Annotated in this window: 19 protein-coding genes and 1 pseudogene; 8 read left to right on the top strand and 12 right to left on the bottom strand. The window is 63.0% G+C overall.

What is annotated here, in order from left to right:
* Positions 1-87 precede the first annotated feature (87 nt).
* The 9 genes from truB to PQQ95_RS14695 form a co-directional block, all read right to left on the bottom strand.
* A complete protein-coding gene (gene truB, locus PQQ95_RS14735) occupies positions 88-1,023 on the bottom strand; it encodes a tRNA pseudouridine(55) synthase TruB (RefSeq protein ID WP_408438116.1) in 936 nt (311 codons plus the stop codon).
* Positions 1,024-1,116: 93 nt separating this feature from the next.
* Positions 1,117-1,482, bottom strand: coding sequence for a 30S ribosome-binding factor RbfA (gene rbfA, locus PQQ95_RS14730; protein ID WP_325043011.1), 366 nt, complete (start codon positions 1,480-1,482; stop codon positions 1,117-1,119).
* Between the two features lie 202 nt (positions 1,483-1,684).
* Positions 1,685-4,657 (bottom strand): translation initiation factor IF-2, encoded by a 2,973-nt coding sequence (gene infB / locus PQQ95_RS14725; protein ID WP_408438115.1) that lies wholly within the window; start codon positions 4,655-4,657, stop codon positions 1,685-1,687.
* Positions 4,658-4,751: 94 nt separating this feature from the next.
* Positions 4,752-6,227, bottom strand: a complete 1,476-nt coding sequence (gene nusA, locus PQQ95_RS14720; protein ID WP_115782614.1) for a transcription termination factor NusA — start codon at positions 6,225-6,227, stop codon at positions 4,752-4,754.
* Positions 6,224-6,682: a ribosome maturation factor RimP gene (gene rimP, locus PQQ95_RS14715; RefSeq protein WP_408438221.1), complete on the bottom strand. Its 459-nt coding sequence runs from the start codon at positions 6,680-6,682 to the stop codon at positions 6,224-6,226. The genes nusA and rimP overlap by 4 nt, the downstream gene beginning before the upstream one ends.
* A gap of 532 nt (positions 6,683-7,214) precedes the next feature.
* Positions 7,215-9,119 carry a 23S rRNA pseudouridine(2605) synthase RluB gene (rluB, locus tag PQQ95_RS14710; protein ID WP_408438114.1) on the bottom strand — a complete coding sequence of 635 codons (1,905 nt, stop codon included), beginning with the start codon at positions 9,117-9,119 and terminating at the stop codon, positions 7,215-7,217.
* Between the two features lie 63 nt (positions 9,120-9,182).
* A complete protein-coding gene (gene scpB / locus PQQ95_RS14705; protein ID WP_408438113.1) occupies positions 9,183-10,184 on the bottom strand; it encodes an SMC-Scp complex subunit ScpB in 1,002 nt (333 codons plus the stop codon).
* A gap of 350 nt (positions 10,185-10,534) precedes the next feature.
* Positions 10,535-11,758, bottom strand: a complete 1,224-nt coding sequence (locus PQQ95_RS14700) for a pyridoxal phosphate-dependent aminotransferase (protein WP_408438112.1) — start codon at positions 11,756-11,758, stop codon at positions 10,535-10,537.
* Between the two features lie 248 nt (positions 11,759-12,006).
* On the bottom strand, positions 12,007-12,909 hold the full coding sequence (locus PQQ95_RS14695) for a LysR family transcriptional regulator (RefSeq protein ID WP_408438111.1): 903 nt from the start codon (positions 12,907-12,909) through the stop codon (positions 12,007-12,009).
* Positions 12,910-13,318: 409 nt separating this feature from the next.
* Between PQQ95_RS14695 and PQQ95_RS14690 the strand changes: the two are divergent.
* Positions 13,319-13,714 (top strand): annotated as a pseudogene (locus tag PQQ95_RS14690) (transposase); the annotation flags it as partial.
* A 298-nt stretch (positions 13,715-14,012) separates the two neighbouring features.
* Positions 14,013-14,267: a hypothetical protein gene (locus tag PQQ95_RS14685; protein WP_408438110.1), complete on the top strand. Its 255-nt coding sequence runs from the start codon at positions 14,013-14,015 to the stop codon at positions 14,265-14,267.
* Between the two features lie 370 nt (positions 14,268-14,637).
* Here PQQ95_RS14685 and PQQ95_RS14680 read toward each other — a convergent pair whose 3' ends face one another.
* Complete coding sequence (locus PQQ95_RS14680) at positions 14,638-14,961, bottom strand: hypothetical protein (protein WP_408438109.1); 324 nt, start codon at positions 14,959-14,961, stop codon at positions 14,638-14,640.
* A gap of 342 nt (positions 14,962-15,303) precedes the next feature.
* On the opposite strand from PQQ95_RS14680, the gene PQQ95_RS14675 reads away from it, so the two are divergent.
* From PQQ95_RS14675 to PQQ95_RS14665, 3 genes are all read left to right on the top strand, one after another.
* Positions 15,304-15,948, top strand: a complete 645-nt coding sequence (locus tag PQQ95_RS14675; protein ID WP_408438108.1) for a YdcF family protein — start codon at positions 15,304-15,306, stop codon at positions 15,946-15,948.
* Between the two features lie 245 nt (positions 15,949-16,193).
* A complete protein-coding gene (locus PQQ95_RS14670) occupies positions 16,194-16,436 on the top strand; it encodes a hypothetical protein (RefSeq protein ID WP_408438107.1) in 243 nt (80 codons plus the stop codon).
* Between the two features lie 213 nt (positions 16,437-16,649).
* On the top strand, positions 16,650-16,907 hold the full coding sequence (locus PQQ95_RS14665) for a hypothetical protein (protein WP_007182306.1): 258 nt from the start codon (positions 16,650-16,652) through the stop codon (positions 16,905-16,907).
* 120 nt (positions 16,908-17,027) lie between these two features.
* On the opposite strand, the gene PQQ95_RS14660 is transcribed toward PQQ95_RS14665, so the two are convergent.
* Positions 17,028-17,318, bottom strand: coding sequence for a putative quinol monooxygenase (locus PQQ95_RS14660; protein WP_408438106.1), 291 nt, complete (start codon positions 17,316-17,318; stop codon positions 17,028-17,030).
* 224 nt (positions 17,319-17,542) lie between these two features.
* Between PQQ95_RS14660 and PQQ95_RS14655 the strand changes: the two genes are divergently transcribed.
* Positions 17,543-17,665 (top strand): hypothetical protein, encoded by a 123-nt coding sequence (locus tag PQQ95_RS14655; protein WP_408438105.1) that lies wholly within the window; start codon positions 17,543-17,545, stop codon positions 17,663-17,665.
* Positions 17,666-17,881: 216 nt separating this feature from the next.
* The gene (locus PQQ95_RS14650; RefSeq protein ID WP_408438104.1) at positions 17,882-19,177 is read left to right on the top strand and encodes a sensor domain-containing phosphodiesterase; all 1,296 of its coding nucleotides are present in this window, start codon (positions 17,882-17,884) and stop codon (positions 19,175-19,177) included.
* Between the two features lie 112 nt (positions 19,178-19,289).
* Here PQQ95_RS14650 and arfB read toward each other — a convergent pair whose 3' ends face one another.
* Positions 19,290-19,694 carry an alternative ribosome rescue aminoacyl-tRNA hydrolase ArfB gene (arfB, locus tag PQQ95_RS14645; RefSeq protein ID WP_408438103.1) on the bottom strand — a complete coding sequence of 135 codons (405 nt, stop codon included), beginning with the start codon at positions 19,692-19,694 and terminating at the stop codon, positions 19,290-19,292.
* Between the two features lie 151 nt (positions 19,695-19,845).
* On the opposite strand from arfB, the gene PQQ95_RS14640 reads away from it, so the two are divergent.
* Entirely contained in the window at positions 19,846-20,487 is a 642-nt protein-coding gene (locus tag PQQ95_RS14640; RefSeq protein ID WP_408438102.1) for a VC0807 family protein, read from the top strand.
* Positions 20,488-20,508: the final 21 nt, after the last annotated feature.

The following is a 20,508-nucleotide window of genomic DNA, read 5'->3' as shown; positions in this document are numbered from 1 at the left end:
CGACTACGGCAACACTCATTGCCTCGCCGCGGCCACGTTGCCGGTCTTCGCGTTAGCTCACTTGCGTGCCGATGCTGAATTCCCGCGCTAGCTCGCGGCCGTGACCACGAGCCGTTCCGGCGCCAGCACACCCTCGCCTTGCTTCGCGACGCCAAGCAGACGCCCGTCCGCGGCATACACGCGCACGCGCGGCGCATTCACCGCCTCGCCCGTAATGGCCAACTCGGAGAGCTTCAGCCGCTGTCCATGCAGGAAGCGACGGGTCGCGTCTTCGTCCAGTGCGACGAGCGGGAATGTGGACAGCAATGCATCGACCGGTTGCAGCCACGTATCGCGCTCGCTCTCCGTCGCGTCGGACAACGCGTCGAGCGTCACCGAATTCTCCAGCGTCAGCGCGCCTACGCCAGTACGCCGCAGCGCGACCAGATGCGCGCCGCAACCGAGCGCTTCGCCAATATCCTCGGCGAGGGTGCGCACGTACGTGCCTTTGCTGCACGTCACGCGAAACGTCACATCGGGCAACGCACAGGCAAGCAACTCGAGCGCGTGAATCGTCACCTGACGCCCTTCCCGCTCGACCGTCTGGCCGGCACGCGCGTATTCGTAGAGCGGCTTGCCGTCACGCTTGAGCGCCGAATACATCGGCGGGACCTGGACGATGTCACCGAGAAAGTTCTGCATGGCCGCCTGGACGGCGGCCTGATCGCACGTCACGTCGCGCGTGTCGATCGCCTCGCCTTCGGCGTCGCCGGTGGTCGTGCGGATACCGAGGCGCATCGTCGCCTCGTAGGTCTTGTCGGCTTCGAGCAGGTCTTGCGAAAACTTGGTCGCTTCGCCGAAACACAGCGGCAAGAGACCCGTGGCGAGTGGATCGAGCGTGCCGGTGTGGCCCGCCTTTTTGGCCAGATAGAGACGCTTGGCGCGAATCAGCGCGTCGTTACTTGACAGGCCAAGCGGCTTGTCGAGCAGCAGCACGCCGTCGAGTGCGCGACGCGGCACGCGGGGGCGTTGAGGTGCGGTCATGTCAGAAAGACAGGGTCTTCGAAGTGGTCGGAAACAGCGCGAATTGAACTGCCACTGAGGCAGTAAAACCGCGGAACGCGGATAACAGCGCGCTCAGTCTTCTTTCGCGCGATTAGCGTTCGCCTCGTCGATCAGACGAGACATTTCGACGGCCCGTTCGATCGTCTGATCGTAATGGAAATGCAGCGTCGGCACGGTATGGATGTGCAGGCGCTTGAACAGCTGATTGTGCAGATGACCGGCCGCGTGCGTGAGCGCTTCGAGCGTCTGTTGCGGGTCGCCGGTCAGCGTCGTGAAGTAGACCTTCGCGTGCGCGTAGTCGGGCGTCAGCTCGACGCTTTGAATCGTGACGAGACCGATGCGCGGATCCTTGACCTCGCGCAGCAACTCGGACAGGTCGCGCTGGATCTGATCGGCGATCTGCACGTTGCGATTGGGAGAAGAACGTTTTTTAGCCATGATATTTGTGTGATCCGTTCTGACGGATGCAAAAAAGTTGTTCGCGCGAGCCGAGGTGGTGATTGCCCGGACGGCAATGAGCGGCTTGATAGCAGCGCTAACCACCGCGGGGCGCAATACGCGACACAATGCGTGGGCCCAAAAACAACGGGCGGAGCGGGCGCTTAAGCCCGCTCCGCCCGTTGAGCCAATGCCGCGTGAATTACAGCGTACGCGCGACTTCGGTAACTTCGAAGACTTCGAACTGATCGCCTTCGACGATATCGTTGAAGTTCTTGATCGACATACCGCACTCGAAGCCCTGACGGACTTCCTTGACGTCGTCCTTGAAGCGCTTGAGCGAATCGAGCTCGCCCGTGAAGATGACGACGTTGTTGCGCAACACGCGCACCGACGACGAGCGCTTGACGAAACCGTCCGTGACCATACAGCCGGCCACCGCGCCGATCTTCGGTACCTTGAAGACCTGGCGCACTTCGACCGTACCCGTCACGACTTCGCGCTTCTCCGGTGCCAGCATGCCCGACATCGCGGCCTTCACTTCATCTACTGCGTCATAGATGATGTTGTAGTAGCGAATATCGACGCCGTTCGCTTCCGCCAGCTTGCGCGCCTGTGCATCCGCACGTGTGTTGAAACCGATGATGACCGCCTTCGAAGCCGTAGCCAGGTTGACGTCCGACTCGCTGATGCCGCCGACCGCGCCGTGCACGATCTGTACGCGGACTTCGTCGGTCGAGAGCTTGAGCAGCGACTGCACCAAAGCTTCCTGCGAACCTTGCACGTCGGCCTTGACGATGAGCGGCATGTACGCCACTTCGCCTTCGCCCATCTGTTCCAGCATGTTCTCGAGCTTCGCGGCCTGTTGCTTGGCCAGCTTGACGTCGCGGAACTTGCCTTGACGGAACAGCGCGACTTCACGCGCCTTGCGGTCGTCCGGCATGACGATGACTTCTTCGCCAGCTTGCGGGACTTCCGACAGACCTTGAATCTCAACCGGGATCGACGGGCCTGCCGACTTGGTCGGCTTGCCGGTTTCGTCGAGCATGGCTCGCACGCGACCGTAAGCGCTACCTGCCAGCACCACGTCGCCGCGGTTCAGCGTACCCGACTGGACCAGGATCGTTGCAACCGGACCCTTACCCTTATCGAGCTTCGCTTCAATAACGAGACCCTTGGCCGGCGCTTCGACCGGTGCCTTCAGTTCCAGCACTTCGGCTTGCAGCAGCACGTTTTCGAGCAGGTCGTCGATGCCCGCGCCGGTTTTAGCCGACACCGACACGAATGGCGAATCGCCACCGTATTCTTCCGGCACGACGCCTTCCGCGACGAGTTCCTGCTTGACGCGCTCCGGATTTGCATCCGGCTTGTCGATCTTGTTGATTGCGACGACGAGCGGCACGCCGCCTGCCTTCGCGTGGGCAATCGCTTCCTTCGTTTGCGGCATCACGCCGTCGTCGGCTGCGACCACCAGAATCACGATGTCGGTTGCCTTGGCACCGCGAGCACGCATGGCCGTAAAGGCTTCGTGACCCGGCGTGTCGAGGAACGTGATGACGCCACGCGGCGTTTCGACGTGATACGCGCCGATGTGCTGCGTAATCCCGCCCGCTTCACCCGCTGCAACCTTGGCGCGGCGGATGTAGTCGAGCAGCGAGGTCTTGCCGTGGTCGACGTGACCCATGACCGTGACGACCGGCGGACGCGGCAGTGCTTCTGCGTCCGTGATTTCGCCTTCGACCAGCATCGCTTCCGGATCGTCCAGCTTGGCCGCAACCGCGTGGTGGCCCAGTTCCTCGACGATGATCATCGCCGTTTCCTGGTCCAGCATCTGGTTGATCGTGACCATCTGGCCGAGCTTCATCATCGACTTGATGACTTCCGATGCCTTCACCGCCATCTTGTGCGCCAGATCGGCGACCGTGATGGTTTCCGGCACGTGCACTTCACGCACGATCGGTTCGGTCGGCGCCTGGAACGTGGTGTTCTGATCCTGATGCTTGCCGCGACCCTTCGGGCCGCCGCGCCAGCCGCGATCGACGCCGCCGCTCGAATCGCCACGCGTCTTGATACCGCGGCGCTTTGCTGCGTCGTCCTGCCAGCCGCCCTTGCCACCGCCCGGCTTCTTCTTGTCGCCAGCCGACGGCGTGGTCGTTGCAGCCGGAGCCGCAGCAGCCGGCTTCTTGGCGGCCGGACGTGCCGGCGCTTCACCCGCCGGACGCGCCGGCTTGTGCAGCGTGCCCTTGGCTTCCGCCGGCTTGACCGGCTCAGCGGGCTTCGGTGCCGGTTCCGGCGCCTTGACCTGCGCCTTGCGCGGCGTGTTCATCATTTCGCGAATCGCACGCGCTTCGGCTTCTGCCGCCGCACGGCGCTTGCTGACTTCTTCCTGCTCGGCGCGCGTTTTCTCGGCGGCCTGACGCGCTGCGTCTTCCGCTTTCTTCGCCGCTTCGCGTTGTGCCGCGCGTTCTGCCGCAGCACGCTCGTCGTCCTGCTCGCTTTCCTTGGCGACCGCCGGTTCCGCAGCCTTGGCCGCGACAGGTTCAGCCTTAGCCGACGGCTGGGCAGCCTGCGCCGGCTTCGCAGCCTGCTGAGCCTGTGCGCGAGCAGCCGCTTCGGCCGCAGCCGCCGCGCGCTTCTTCGCTGCCTCTTCTTCCGCCCGACGCCGCTCGGCTTCAGCAGCCTGCTCGCGCGCCTGACGTTCGGCTTCTTCGCGTTCGAGTTGTTCCTGACGCGCCTTCAACTCCTGAGCCTGCTTTTCGAGCAGCTCGGCTTCGTGACGCGCTTCCTCTTCACGGCGCTGGAGTTCGAGATCGTCGACGTCGGCCTCAGCCTCGGCCACATGATTCGATGCATCACCGCCTTCACCGGCGGCTTCGTCGCGGCGGACGAAGGTGCGCTTCTTGCGCACCTCGACCTGAATGGTGCGAGCTTTGCCCGTCGCGTCGGATTGCTTGATCTCCGACGTATGCCGTTTCGTCAGCGTGATCTTGCGCTTGTCCGCATCAGTCGAGCCGTGAGACTTGCGCAAGTGGTCGAGCAGACGCGCCTTGTCCGTTTCGGACAAGCTGTCGTCTTCGCTCGCTTTCGTGACGCCTGCTGCCTGAAGCTGCTCAAGGAGCACGCCTGCAGGCATTTTCAGTTCCGCGGCAAATTGGGCTACGTTGTTACTCGCCATTCATTCCTCTTAATGCAAGGACCGATTCCTTGCGGTTAGCATCTTGTCATGCGGCCTAACGGCCGCGGTCAATTTAGTGCGCCATGGTCATTTCTCACTGGAACCAATGTTCACGTGCTTTCATGATCAACGCCTTAGCGGCATCCTCTTCCATTCCGGTCATTTCGACCAGTTCATCCACAGCCAGCTCGGCGAGTTCGTCGCGCGTCTGGATCTGATGTTCGGCAAGCTTGGCGAGCAGGTCGGCATCCATGCCGTCCAGGCTCTTCAGGTCGAGTGCAACATTCTCGACCTTTTCTTCATTCGCGATCGCCAACGTCAACAACGCATCGCGCGAGCGATTACGCAGTTCGTGAACGGTGTCTTCGTCGAATGCTTCGATTTCGAGCATCTCGTTGAGCGGCACATAAGCGATCTCTTCGAGGCTCGTAAAGCCTTCGTCGATCAGGATGTCGGCTACTTCTTCGTCGACATCGAGACGCGCCATGAACAGGTCGCGCAGTACACCGCGTTCCTGATTCTGCTTTTGCGCAGATTCGTCCGGCGTCATGATGTTGATCTGCCAGCCGGTGAGTTCGCTGGCAAGACGCACGTTCTGGCCGCTGCGGCCGATCGCGACCGCCAGTTCGTTTTCGTCTACGACGACGTCCATCGAATGCTTTTCTTCATCGACGACGATCGACTGGACGGCTGCCGGCGCGAGGGCGCCGATCACAAACTGAGCGGGATCTTCCGACCATAGCACGATGTCGACGTTTTCGCCACCGAGCTCGTTGCGCACGGCCTGTACGCGCGAACCGCGGATACCGACGCACGTGCCGATCGGATCGATGCGCTTGTCGTAAGCGACCACGCCGATCTTGGCGCGCACGCCCGGATCCCGCGCCGCCGCCTTGATTTCCAGCAGACCCTGCTCGATTTCCGGCACTTCCATTTCGAACAGCTTCATCAGGAATTCGGGCGCCGTACGCGACAGTTCGATCTGCGGACCGCGAGCGGTGCGATCGACCTTGGCGATATAGGCGCGCACGCGGTCGCCCACGCGCAGATTTTCCTTCGGAATCAGCTGATCGCGGCGCAGCAACGCTTCGACACGGCCGGTTTCGACGATGAAGTTGCCCTTGTCCAGGCGCTTCACCGAGCCGGTCATGATGTGCTCGCCGCGCTCGAGGAAGTCGTTCAGGATCTGCTCGCGTTCCGCGTCGCGCACCTTCTGAAGGATCACCTGCTTGGCGGCCTGCGCTCCGATACGGCCGAATTCGATCGACGGCACCGGTTCTTCGATGTATTCGTCGAGTTGAATTTCCGGCTTCTGCTCGCGTGCTTCGAACAGCAGGATTTCCTGATCCGGCTCTTGCAGGCCTGCTTCGTCCGGCACCACTTTCCAGCGGCGAAACGTTTCGTGCTCGCCGCTTTCACGGTCGATCTGGACGCGAATGTCCGCGTCTTCTTCGAAGAGTTTCTTGGAGGCCGAAGCGAGGGCCGCCTCGAGCGCGGCAAATACCACGTCTTTATCGACGTTCTTCTCGCGTGCCAGCGCATCCACCAGCATCAACACTTCGCGACTCATTGTTTGCGGCTCCTAAAGTCAACTTTCGGAACGAGGCGTGCCTTATCGATATCCGCGACGGTGAAATCGAGCATCGCGGCGCCTTCCTTCCCTTCAAATTCCAGACCGATCGTCTCGCCTTCTGGAGCATGCAGAATGCCCCGGTACGATTTCCGTCCGTCCAATGGCTTTTTCAATGTGATTACCACTTCGCTGCCTGCGAAGCGTTCGAAATCCGCCAGTTTTTTCAGCGGGCGGTCGAGACCCGGCGACGACACTTCAAGCCGCTCGTAATCGATATTTTCGACCGTCAGAACGTGCTGGAGCTGACGCGTGACTTTCTCGCAGTCTTCGATCGCGATGCCGGCCGGCTGGTCGATATAAATACACAAACTGCCGCGCCCGGTGCGCTCGAGATCGACCAGCTCGTAGCCGAGTCCCACGACCGTGGTTTCAATCAGTTCCGTCAGTTGCACAGTGCCCTCTAAGATGTTCGCGCGGCGAGACCTGCCGGGTTTGTCTGCAAACACCAATGCGGGCCGCGCGCCAAGCCGGCGCACGTTCGTGCTACCCGAGATGCCGAACCACTTAGAACTGAGCGGCAAAAAAAAATGGGCTAAACGCCCATCATCTTATTACCGGTGGTCGCACCTGAGCCGCACATGAAAAGCCGCACGCCCAGCGACTCCGCGATTGTAGCCATTTTTCGGGACAAACGCAAACCGCAGAACGCCGTACGAAGCGCATTTCCGCTTGATTTCATGGGAATCTTTCGACGATATGGCGGCGCTTCAGGCCTTTTGCAAGGCGGCTTGCGCCGTCCCTGAACCGCCCCGGACCCGCGGCTGACAAGCAGGGGCAACAAACTCTGCCCCTACTTATGCGCACGCCGCGGTTTTATGGGTTACATGAAACCCGCGGCGCCCGTCGAACGATTCTGACGGTGGCGAGGCGCAAATCGTTGAGGAACGATCAGCGGCCAACCCTCATGCTGACGTCGCCTGGAGCTTAACGGCCTCGCGAGCGACCGCGCGGCGCGCCGCCACCACGATTGGCGCCGCCCGCGTTGGCGTTGCCGCCGGCGCGGTTGGCGTTACCGCCGCGATTGCCAGCCGGTCCGCGACTAGCGCCGCCCGGATTGCCGCCCGGGCCGCCAGCGCGCTTGCCACCGCCAGCCGCACGATTACCATTTCCCGACGGCGCACGATTACCGTCGACATCGCCACGGCCGCCACGCGGACCGCCCGTACCGCCGCCACCGCTCATTGGGCCGCCAAAGCCACCGGCGCTACGCCCAGCGCCGCGGTTGCCATAACCGCCACCGCCGCCGGCGCCAAAGCCACTGCCCGCACCACCACCGAAGCCCCCACCCGCCGCGCCGCGACGGCCTTGACCGCGCGGCTGCTGCTGGTCGAAACGGCCATGCGACATCAGCACCGGTTCCCGGCTGATGAAACCCATCGATGTTTGCATCGGATCCGGCTGCTTACGTTCCGGCGCCTCTCTGCGGCCGCCCTTTTCTTCCGTCGGCGCCTTCAGACCGACCGACGCCATCAGCGCACGCACCTGATTGTCTTCCAGCTCTTCCCAGCGACCGCGCTTCAAGCCCTTCGGCAAAGAGATCGGGCCATGACGCGTGCGGATCAGGCGGCTGACCATCAGGCCGGCTGCCTCGAACATGCGGCGCACTTCACGGTTACGCCCTTCGGCGAGCGCGACGTGATACCAATGATTGGTGCCCTCGCCGCCGCCATCGCGGATGCGCAGGAAATTCGCCGGGCCGTCTTCCAGCTCGACGCCGTGCAACAGCTTCTGGCGCATGCCTTCCGCCAGTTCGCCGACCACGCGCACCGCATATTCACGCTCGACGCTGTAACGCGGATGCATGAAACGGTTTGCCAGATCGCCCGACGTGGTCAGCATCAGCAGACCTTCGGTGTTGAAGTCGAGGCGGCCGACCGCGAGCCACTTGGCGGTCTTCATGGGCGGCAGCTTGTCGAACACCGACGGGCGGCCTTCCGGATCGGCATGGCTGACGATTTCGCCGGTCGGTTTGTGATACAGCAGCACGCGCGGCGGCTTGTTGGCCAGCTTGCGCTTGACCGGCTTGCCGTTGATGCGGACCTGGTCGGTCGGCATGATGCGCTGGCCGATGTGAGCCGGTTCACCGTTCACCGACACGCGGCCGGCGACGATCAGTTCTTCCATGTCGCGGCGCGAACCCATACCGGCTTCGGCCAGCACTTTGTGCAGCTTCGGCGCGTCGTCGTCCGCAGCGAGAACACGCTTGGGCGCGGCCGGCTTGCCACGGCGCAGCATCGGCGCGCGCACGCCGCCGGTGGTGCTGTTGTCCGCATCGAATGCGGGCGACGTGACGTACGAGAACAGGTCGTCCGGGCTCGCTTCGGTTGCGACTGCCGCCGCGGCTTCGCCGCCACGGCGATTCTGACGTTGACCGCCTTCACGCGGCTGACGCTCGCCACGGCCCCCTTCGCGCTGCCCACCTTCGCGGGGTCCGCCCTCGCGGGACGCCCCTTCTCGTTGACCGCCCTCGCGCTTCGCCCCACCTGCATTGCGGCGCGGGCCCTGCCCTTTGGCGCCGCCATCCTTGCGCGGCATGCGCACCTGAGCGACCACCTCGCCGTCCGGCGGCGCTTCGGTGACGGCCGGCGCACCTTGCGCGGGCGCGCCTTCGGCGCCCTTCGTCTTCGCTCCGGCGCGGCGCCGCGCGATCAGGCTGCGCGGCCCGCGACGCAGGCCGCGGCGCGGACGGTCTTCACCGTCTGCTTCCGTGGTCTGCGCCGGGCGCTCGCCCTCGCCTGACGACGCTTGCGTGGTGCGCGCTTCGTCGGCGCGCGCCGACGGCACGGCGCGCTCGGATTCGGACGAATCGGTGTCGTGGGTATGTGTCAAAACAACCTCAAAATGTCAGGTCGCGCGCGCCCATTGCGGGCGCGGCAAAAAAATTCGGTTACGTCAGGCGCTGCGCGACTCGGGTTCGTCGTCGGTCAGAATGCCTGCGTCCTGTGCGGCATCGCGGCGATCCTCAGGATCGCCGTGCGCCGCCGTGGTCGGGTTCGGCTCGGCGGCATGCTCCGTATCGCGGAGCACGCCCGAGTCGTGCGCGGGTAGTGCCGGATCGGTCTGGGAGACCGGATCGTGATTCAGTGCAGGCTCGACTGCGCCGGCCTGCGGTTCAACGTTTGTCGCTTCGGCATCTTCTTGCGCAACCGGAGCTGCAGCAGCATCCGGATGCAACTCAGGTGCCGGCGCCACATCCGCAGCGCTATGCGCTGCCTCGTCCATCTCGCCGGCAAGCTCATCCGCTTCAGCGGCTGCCTCGCCTGCGGCTGAATCCGCCGACGCTTCGGGCTCGCCATCTTCGCCCGATGCCAAGGTCTGCGCGGCCTCGACCTCGGAAAATTCGATCGCATGCTGACCGAGCAAATCCGCGTTCAGTTGCGCCGACGGATCGGCGAGCGGCGGCAATTCGTCGAGCGCCTTCAAACCGAGGTCGTCGAGAAATTGCCGCGTAGTCGCGTACAGCGCCGGACGGCCTGGCACATCACGATGGCCGATCACTTCAATCCAGCCGCGATCCTCGAGTTGCTTGACGACCTGCGTATTCACCGTAACGCCGCGAATCTCTTCGATATCGCCGCGCGTGACCGGTTGCCTGTACGCAATGATCGCCAGCGTCTCGAGTACCGCGCGCGAATATTTCGGCGGTTTCTCAGGATGCAAACGATCCAGATACGAACGCATCGCGGGCTTGCTTTGAAATCGCCAGCCCGATGCCAGCCCGACCAACTCCACACCGCGCCCCGACCAATCCTGCTTGAGGTCTTCGAGCAAATTCCGAACAGTGTCTGCCGACACGCCGTCGGCAAAGAGCTTGCGCAAATCGCCGAGCTTTAACGGCTCCTGCGCGCAGATCAAGGCAGTCTCGAGGACGATCTTCGCCTCTTGGGTATTCATGCAGCTAGGTCAGACCCTGTGGTCAAAGAACCGGATCAAACAGACGATGTGGAACTGAAGACGCGCTCGCCCGATTCTGATCGGTCATATTGATGGGAGCACGCACCGGGGGGTGGCGAAACAGGCAATCGAGCCAAACCCAGCCGGACGGAGCAGCGATATTCCTGAAAGGAATCGCGTGACTGAGCGCCATATTACGCAAAAACAACCGGTGCGTAAAGACGAAATCCCCGGCGCATTTTTCAGCAATGCCCTGACCCGCTTGCTTTCGCGAAAAAGTAGGCCGAAATTCACGAGAATCGGTCTGAAATGAGCCCTTAAACCAGACCGGCCGCCTTTTCCGCCACCGCTCAATGCGTGCCGGGTTGCGCCAGGAATCGCTTCAGACGCTCGACACCCGCGTCCAGCCGCGCCGTGTCACAGGCGTAGCACCAGCGCACGAAGCCCTCGCCTTGCGGGCCAAACGCGCTGCCAGGCGCCACGCCGAGGCCCACTTCGCGCACCATGGCCTTGCATAGATCGAGACTGCGCGATGCACCCGGCATCGAGAAAAACAGATACATCGCCCCGGGTGGCGCCTTTACATCGACACCCGGCACCGCGGATAGCGCCTGCACCAAATGGTCGCGCGATGCCTTCAGGTCGAGCACCAGTTCCTGCGTGAAGCGCTCGCCCTGCTGAACCGCGGCGATGCCCGCCTGCTGGACGAAAGCCGGCGCGCATGAGGTGTTGTATTCGACCAGCTTGCCCAGATCGTCCATTAGCGAGACTGGTGCGACGATCCAGCCGAGCCGCCACCCGGTCATCAGCCAGGCTTTGGAAAACGAATTCACGCAAATCACGCGCTCGTCGCGCGTGGCCAGATCGAGAAACGACGGCGCAGTGCGGGAAGGGACGCCGCCCGCACCAGGTTCGGCGTCTGCGTAATAGAGACGCTCGTAGACCTCGTCCGCGACGATCCAGATGCCGAGGCGGCGGCAATGCGCCAACACGGCGCGCTGCTCGTCGCGGCTCATCACCCAGCCGGTCGGGTTATTCGGCGAATTGATCAGCAGCATCTTTGTGCCCGGCGTCAGCGCCGCCAGCAATTGCTCGAGATCGAGTTGCCAGCCGCGCTCACCGTAACCCAGCGCGACAGTTTCCACGTGCGCGCCCAGAATCTTGGGAATTTCCACCAGATTCGGCCACAGCGGCGTAACCGCAACGACACGGTCACCCGCGCCCACCACCAGCTGCGCGGCCAGCATCAGCGCGTTGACGCCGGCGCTGGTCACCGCAATGTGATCGGGCGACGTCGCCCCGTGCAACGCGCTGACGTAGTCTGCGAGCGCCGCGCGCAGCGGCGCGATACCAAGATTGTGCGTATAGAAAGTGGCGCCCGCGGCCAACGCGGCGCTAGCGGCGTCGCGAATGAAGGCCGGCGTCACCCGGTCGGACTCGCCAAACCAGAAAGGCAGCACATCGGCCACGCCGAAACCGGCATTCGCCACTTCACGGATCTGCGAAGGACGCAGTGCGCGCACGGCATCGCGCGCGTTGGGGATGGTGGACACAGACAGATCCGTTTCGCTCATTGAAACTTCCAGACGGTGATGGACGGCTTATAGGTCAAGGCTGACCGGTCAAGGCCGACACTTGGCAGAGGCGACAGTTTAGCGCGGCGCCTATTTTTGGGACGGCGAAGTCACTGACTGGCAACGCGCGCACAGAAAGCCGCGCAAGCCAATGAGACCGCTTGACAGACAAGGCTCGAAGCCAACCAGCGCTTCGCCGATCGCCAGCCAACCTGATTTCTTCAGACAGACAGCGCGCGCCTTAGCCCTCAACTCAAATCTTCAGCCCGCGCCGGCAATTGACGAATCAGGCCCCACACCGCCTCCGCCGCCGGCGACAGCGAACGGTCGCGCCGCCGCACCAGTTCGACCGTGCGCTCGGCACGCGGCACGAGCGGCCGCGCCACCAGGGAGGCGCCCGCCGGCAGCGGCAACGCCAGCCAAGGCAGCACGCTCACGCCCACGCCCGCCTCGACCAGCCCAAAAACGGTCGCGGAATGCCCCAACTCCTGCACCACGGTGGCGCTCACACCGTGTTCCTGCATCGCCGCGTCGATGATAGGACGGCTGCCTGACGCGTAATCGAGCATGACGAGCTGCTCGCCCTGGAGGTCCGTCCATGCCACCTGCCGCTGCGCCGCCAGAGGATGGTCGTCGCGCGAAACAACGCAAAACGAATCGGTCATCAGCGACTCGCTCAGCAGGTCGTCGGCGGAAAACGGGCCGATGATCACGCCGAAATCGACTTCGCCCGACTTCACCTTGCGCACCACGTCGCTTTGCACGTCGTCGCGCAGCCCTAACGTGATGTAGGGAAACTGGCGTCCGCACGACGCCACCACGCTGGGCATCAAGCGGCAGGCAACCGTCGGGCTCGCGGCCACCACCACCCGCCCGCGGCGCTGCTCGCCGATTTCGCGGATCTCGCGCAAGGCGTCGTCCAGATCCGTCAGCAGACGTGACACGCTCGACACCAAGTTGCCGCCGACATCCGTGAGCTGCACCTCGCGCGTGGTGCGGTCGATCAACTTCAGCCCGATCTCCCCCTCCAGTTCGCGCACACAGCGACTCACCGCCGACTGCGTCAAACCGATCTCATCGCCGGCCCGGCTGAAGCTCTGCAAGCGCGCGACCTCAATGAAAACCCTTAGCTGACGCAGCGTCACATTCATTTACCAACCTCATTAATAACCCAGTTTGATGCGCATTGTAGGGTGAATTGTCGCACCACTGTCGCATTTAGTGCGATCGCTGCGGCGCAGCAATAAGGCGCAAACGCACGCTGGTCGGGCCTGATTGCACAAGATTGGTGATTGTCCCGATTTGCGGGATGGGTTTTTTGGATTCTTATACGGCCCTAGCTAGCGCCCGCGCTGGCCCGCTGTCACTGGGCTTTCAGGTAGTTGGATTCAACTTGGCACACTTCCTGCATTTACATGCACACAGGGTCGGCGCCATGACTTCTGACTGAATAGCAAATCGTGGCAAGCCCGACCCCCCTTGGCACTCGCCTATCGAGTGCATGGAGAGTGCGCGGCGCGGGGCAGCGCACCGGAGTTAGCTTCGCTGAGGTGAAACATGATGCTGTTCGACGATTTGAGAGACAACGAGTGGGCGCTGGTCGAGGCGTTGTTCTGTGCGGAGCCAGCACGGAGCGAACGTCGTGGTCGACCACGCGTGGAAGCGCGCGCCGTAGTCAATGCCGTGCTTTGGGTGCTGTCGACGGGCGAGGGCTGGTCCAAATTACCGGGCCGCTATCCGTCGCCGCCGACTTGCCGCCGTCGCTTCGACGAATGGCAAGCCGATGGTACGCTCGCCGAAATAGTTAAGCGACTCGGCACGAGCGGCCGTGAAATTTCGCTGCGCGGCCGCATTGGCGCGACCGCCGCGAAACCGCCGGCACCGCCGAGCCGCGACCGCCTGCGCGGCGCATTCTGGACCAATCCGGAATCGTGGCGCGCGCCGGTCAAGATGGCCTGACGCGAATTGTTTTGCCTCCGGGCGCCTGCGGGCGCCCGGCGTGTATCTGGGCCGCCGCGCGCCGTCTGTCGACGTCAACCCGGCCTGCAGTGGGCACCGCCGTTCGGCGCGCCCAGTTCAGTCGTCCCTTCCCGTTTCTCCGATTTCACCATCGACCCGCTTCAGACGCCCGAAGCGGTCGATGGTTGCTGGTGAAACATCCATTTACTATTACTTACAGCGTGCTTTCGTCACTCGACATACCTTATCGGTATGCAAACAGGCCTTGAATCGATCGGCTTGACGGGAGCTCAGCATGAAACCAATGTCACTGCTTCTGTGCGGCATTGTCGTTTCATCAATGGCCGCACCGGCATTCGCACAGCAACACCCCCAAGGCTGGAACTGGCGGCCGGACCGCACGGCCACCGCTGACGCCTGGCAGCAAAGCGAAACGCGCAACCGCGACTTCACGCCGCCTGCGCCTCGGGGAGACTTGCGCGGCGATATCGCGAGCAACGTACGCGCGCGGCCTGAACCGCCACGAGAAGACCCTACGCGCCGTCGCTAGACATGCGTCGACGCACCGGTGACTGGCTGGCCACGTATCAAATCGTTTGGGTTGGGGCCGCGCTTGTTGTGACTGTGATCACACAACCGGCGTCCGCCGTGAATGCGAGACAACGCGCTATATGGCGAATTGAACGATAGGGGAACCACCCGGCGCCGCGCCAGTCTGATTTAACGCCATTAGCACAGCGTGGCAGTAGTAATTCCGGTACGCCCGTATCCTTGCGATACGGGCTTTTTTTTGCGTCGACGGGCAGGCAGCGCGCACTGCATCGAGGCGCACAAGCCAGGCACGAAAGCGGAGCAATAAAATCACCGCCAGCCGCATGAAGCGGCCGGGAAAAACAGCGCCGGCGCCTGCCCGCCGGTCCCTAGGGCCGGGCCTCGAGAGCGGCGGTGGGCCGCGCTTCGGCTGTCGCAACGACGTAGTCGTTCATTCGCTGCGCGCTCCAGCTCAACAGGCGTTCGTCGTGCGCGAGCCTCGCGAACTCGGCCCTGCCGCGCTCGGTGAGCACGGCGATATCGACCGGCGCATGAAAACCTGGAGCCGGTGCGACAGTGCGCTGCCGAACAGTGTCCATCAGGCCTAGCGCGCGAAGATATTGGAAAACACCCGGTCGTCTGGCCCATGGGACCTGGCGATATTGCGCCCGCCGCAGCGCTTCAAGTACCGCTTCGTTGGAATACGTGGTCATCTCACTTCTTTCTTAAAGTGCAGCTATGACACATCTATGCCCAACACGTCACCGCGCCACCAGTGACGCGCATGGCACCCGCCCTTGGCTGGAAACTGGCCGCTTGTCATGCGGTCGAATTTCGCCAGGTGCTGCCCTGGTCTCGTTTTCGGAACCCCCGTCTGAACGGCATGTTAGCGTTCTACCTACGGGCTGACGATGCAACCGCTGCGGCGCGATAGCAAGCCCATAGATTTGTCCCGAAAGTCATACGTTACCCCATTTAAATTGATTCTATTCACTTTATTAGCGCTTTTTTTTGCAGCAATCGTGCTATGGAAACGCGCCCGCCGGCCTCTCGCCATGGGTACGATCGCCCTGTTCTGGCTGCTCGCCGCCGGCTGGCTCACGGCGCCATTGCTGGAATGGGCGCAGCCGCGCCGGCAGTCCGACACGCCCGCCAGTTTCGCGCCGCGCACCGCAATCATCATGCTCGGGGGCGGCACCATTTACGACGATGACGACAGGCTCGTGCCTCCGCGTGACGTGCTCGCGCGCATCGCCGTGAGCGCGGAAAACTACGCAGCCTGCAAGCATACGGCCGCCACATGTCACGTCATCGTGAGCGGTGGCAATCCGCAGCGGCATAGCGCAACCGAAGCGGACACCTATCTTCCCTACCTGTTGCGCCAACAGGTGCCGCGTGCGGACATCGTGCTGGAAAACAGCAGCCGCACGACTTACGAAAACGCACGCAACGTCTCGGCTATTCTCGACCAGTCACGTTACGATTCCCTGATACTCGTCACCTCCGCCTATCAGATGCCGCGCGCCCTGCTCGACTTCCATCGCTTCGGCCTCACGCCGCAGCCGTTGATTTCGAGCGCGCTGCGCGCAGATCCCGGTGTACTGCCGCGCTATGACAATCTGGTGAACGCGGAGATTGCGCTTCACGAGCTGATTGGAATCGCACAGTTTCACGTCTATCGTGCAATCGGATGGTTCTGAATTTCACGCAGCGTGACGGCGCAATTTATTTAGAGATGCGAATATTATTTGTGCCGGCCACGCACGATCGCGATTGACGCAAGGTCGTCATCAGGCGTGATTGCGGATGGAACGTAACAAGATGTAACTAATTGTCATTGCCGTTACAAAACGTCCGCTGGAGCGGATATTGCTGGCTAGAATGCATTGTCTTTCCGATTGGACAGGCAAATACTCGGGTCCATTACCACTCTGCGGAGGTAACAATGAAGAAAGTGTCCCTGGCGATCCTGGTTTCCCTCAGTGCCGTGACAGGCGCCGCCTATGCGCAGGACAACGGCGTCATGATGAGCACCGATCCGGCCAAGGCCGCCGACGTCGAGCAGCGCGCGCAAGATTTGCAGAACCGCCAGCAAGCAATGGAAAGCGCGCCTATGTCGGAGAAACATCATAAGATGGCCCCGCACCATCACAAGAAGGCCGCCAAGGCCGAGGCCGCCGGTTCATGAGCGCAGTTTGACAGGCTCACCTGCGGCCTCGCCGCGAAGGTGAAAAGCCGAAGCCGGCACCGTCGGCTTCGGCTTTTTTGTTGTCTAATGGGACTGGCTGCAGGCCCGCTGCGCCCGGCCGACGTTATGCTAAAGTCGCGCACCGACCGGCCCGGCGACCGTCGCCCGGCCGGAATCCCCCTAACCTGTGCGCACCTTGGTGCGGAGGACAGCATGAGCAACATCCAGCTAGATATCGAATGGACTGAAGCAGCATCTCGCAAAATCGAAAAACTGATGCCGCGCGGCGGTCAGGAAGCGTTCCTCGCGCTGCCGCCCGTCGAGTGCCTGCCGATGGAAGGCGACGTGCTGTTTCTTGGCCCGGATGGCAAGCAGCAGCCGTTCATCGTCGCGGAGCGCCAGTATCATCACGACGGCGATGCCGACTGGACCATCATCCTGATTCTCGACGTCCCGCAAGCCACGCACTGAAGACAAACGGCGAGCGGCGCGCAGGCCGGATCCGGCCTCGCAGCGCACTCGCCGTTATACGACCTTCGGGGTGCGACCTTCGGAGTTGCCCCCGTTGTCCGCCCCGCGGTCCTTAAACGCTTACGCGATCTTCGACACCACGCGAATTTCCGCGTGTTCGACCCAATCCGCCACCGCCTTCCTGTAAGCCGCAATGTGTGCGGATTTTGCATGCGCCGCGAGCGCCTCCTGGCTTTCCCAACGCTCGACAAACACGAACCGCCGCGGCTCCTGCACGTCACGATGCAGATCGTATTGCAGCGCGCCCTGCTCCTTGCGCGTCGGTCCGACGATACCTTCAAGCGCTTCGCGCAACTGCTCTTCATAGCCCGGCTTTGCCACCGAGATTGCGACCACTGCGATTTCCGCCATACCTGTGCTCCGTTTGTTCACGAAAAGCAGCAGCATACCCGCCGCCCACCAAACCTGCAGGCGGCAGCACGCAGCGGGCAGGCGAACCCGACAGAAGCGGGTTTACCCTTGAACAATAGCCTCCTGCGGGCGCAAAACGTCTGAGCACCGTCCTTGCCTGGAGTTTGGCGGGTAGTCACTCACCGCCCTGCTACCCTCGATTTCATACGGGTGATTGATTGCATGTGAACGATCGATCCCGCGCGCCGCAAACGCGCGCGAAGCTCGCGCCAGAGGTGCGCGACGGCGGCGACGACCACCGCGCCACGGCCGCTTTGCCGGCCACCGGCCACCTCCCGCGTCTGTGATAACCCGCACATTCATGCGAACGTCGAACTGCTAGACTGGTTTTGACTAATCCCGCCGGAGTCCAGCATGGCTGGCATTGCTCTCCGCGTTCCCTCGCTGTGTCCGCCTTACCCTGCCGGCGCCCGGGCTGTGCATCCGTTGCGCGTTAAATCTGTCTGCGCGCCCCGTCACCCGCCTGTCGCGATGTCACTATGCCCGCACTCATGCCCGCTCTTATGCCGACAGTCAGAGAATTGACCCTTAGCGGCCTGCTCCCGCATCTGGTCCGGGATGAGTCCGGCTGGACCGCCACGTGGCGCGCGCTGACCCTGCACAGCGTGTTCCAGCCCGTGCTGTCCGTCACGCATCAATGTGTGGTCGGCTACGAGGGCCTGCTGCGCGCCTTCGATCCAGTCGGCTTGCCGGTGTCGCCGGAAGTGCTTTTCTCCGGTACACGTTCGGCCGCCGACGCACGCGAGCTCGACCGCATCGCACGCTGCCTGCATGTGGCGAATTTCATGGAACAGGGCATCAGCACCGGCTGGCTGTTTCTGAATACGCGTCCACAGGTGTTCGAAACCGGCTGGCCGCAGCGCACCTTCATCGACGAGCTCTCGGCGCATTTCGGCCTGCCGCAGGAGCGCATCGTCATCGAAGTCCTCGAACAACCCGCCGACGATGAATCCGCCGTCGCCAGCATGCTCGCGGCGTCGCAGCCACGCGACTTCCTGATTGCGATCGACGATTTCGGCACCGGTTTTTCGAACTTCGACCGCGTGTGGCGCTTTCGCCCCGACATCGTGAAACTCGACCGCTCCCTGGTCGCGCGCGCGGGCAAGCGTGAAGGCGACGATTCGATGATCAGCCACCTGATCGCAATGCTGCACCAGTCCGGTACGCTGGTGCTGGCCGAAGGCGTCGAAACCGACGAAGAATTGATGATTCTGATGCAGGCCGACGTCGATTTCGTGCAGGGTTTCTGGCTCGGCCAGCCGAAGGGTTCGGTGCAGGCTGCGTGCGCCAAGGTGCCCGCGCTGATCGAGTCGATGTGGAGCAAGTTCGCCGCCTATGAACGCGCCCACGCCGGCCACCAGCGGCTCGGTTTCGAGGGATTCGCCGAAGCCGTCCTCGCCGCTGTCGACGCCTTCAAAGTCACCGGCGACCTGCGGCAAGCGGCGCAAAAGGTATGGCATTTGCCCGAAGCACGGCGCGTATTCATCACCGACGACCAGGGCGAACAGATGCACGCGTCGATCACGGCCGCCTCGGTGCCCCCCCCTCCGCTGCGGCTCGCGCCGCTCTACACCGCTACGCGCAGCAACTGGTCGCGGCGCGCCTATTTCAAGCATGCGCTCGCCGCGCCGGGGCGCGTCGCCATGATGGGCCCGCACTACTCGCTCGCGGACGGCCAGGACTGCTATACCGCGGCAATCGCATTCGAGCATAACGGCACGAACGTGCTTTGCGTGGATTTTGTGCCGACGACCTTGCCAGCCGACCCACGTTCTGGCGGACGCGGGGGCAAACGCTGAGCCTAGCGGCGCCTTCCTAAGCGGGATGCCCCAGGCGCCGTCTAAGGCGCTTTCGAGGGCGTCGAGGGCGTTTTGATAGCGCTTCCGGGTTTTACGCCTCGGATCTCAATCATTAATCCTCCACCCGCCCACGGCCGGATTTGATCTCACTACGCTTGGCCTTGCTGTCGAGGCGACGCCGATTCGAGGCACGCGTCGGCCGGGTCGCGACGCGCGGCTTCTTCGTCACGCTGACGCTTTCGATCAGCTCGTCGAGCCGCGCCAGCGCCGCCGCGCGATTCATCTCCTGAGTGCGATGCTCCTGCGCCTTGATGATCACCACCCCGTCGCGCGTGAGCCGGTGATCGGAGAGCGCGAGCAGGCGCATTTTCAGCACGTCCGGCAACGACGACGCGTGCACGTCGAAACGTAGATGAATGGCGCTCGAGACCTTGTTGACGTTCTGGCCGCCCGCTCCTTGCGCGCGCACTGCGGTCAACTCGATTTCGTTCGGCGGGATCGGATAACGGGATGTCATGACAGGATTGAGCTCAGAGACGCAAGTGTACCCAGGGCATAGTCGATTACCGACTACGGACTATCGGGCGTGGCCGCCGATGCGGAAAACTATTTGCATCGACACGGCCGGTTCGCTGATACTGCCGTTTTCGCTTACAGCGTAAATTCATATGAAACTCCGTCCGGGTTTTGTGCTGGAACTGGCCGTCAATTTTCTGCTGCCGTGGCTTGCTTACCGTTTCGCGCTGCCGCACCTAGGCGAGACGGGCGCGCTGATCGCCTCCGCCGTGCCGCCGATCGTCTGGAGCCTGATCGAACTGGTGCGCTTTCGGCGCGTCGACGCACTCAGCGTGATGGTCGTGGCGGGCATCGTGCTGTCGGTCGCGGCGATGGCGCTAGGCGGCAGCCCCCGCATGCTGTTGCTGCGGGAGTCGCTGGTATCCGGCGCGGTCGGCGTGGTGTTTCTGCTGTCGTTGCCGATGCGCCGCCCACTGATCTTCTTTCTCGCACGCGCCACCGTCGCCCGTGAAATGGAAGGCGGCGCCGAGCGCTTCGAAACGTTGTGGCGCGAGCGGCCTGCGCTCGTCACCGCAATGCGGCTCATGACGCTCGTTTGGGGCGTCGGTCTGACCGGTGAAACGGCGCTGCGGGCCTGGATGGCGCTCACCTGGCCGATCGAGCGCTTTCTGGTGGTCTCGCCGTTCATCGGCTATGGCATTTACGGCGCCTTGACGCTGTGGACGCTGTGGTATCGCAAGACCATGCGCAGCCGGGTCGAGGTGCGCGTACAGCCGGACGGGGTCGCGAGCTGAGCGCGGCTTGGGCGCTTTACT

Source organism: Paraburkholderia caffeinilytica (genome assembly GCF_046030355.1).
Classification (GTDB): domain Bacteria; phylum Pseudomonadota; class Gammaproteobacteria; order Burkholderiales; family Burkholderiaceae; genus Paraburkholderia; species Paraburkholderia caffeinilytica_B.
Note: the sequence above shows the minus strand (reverse complement) of the source record. Positions and strands in the feature narration are given on the sequence as shown.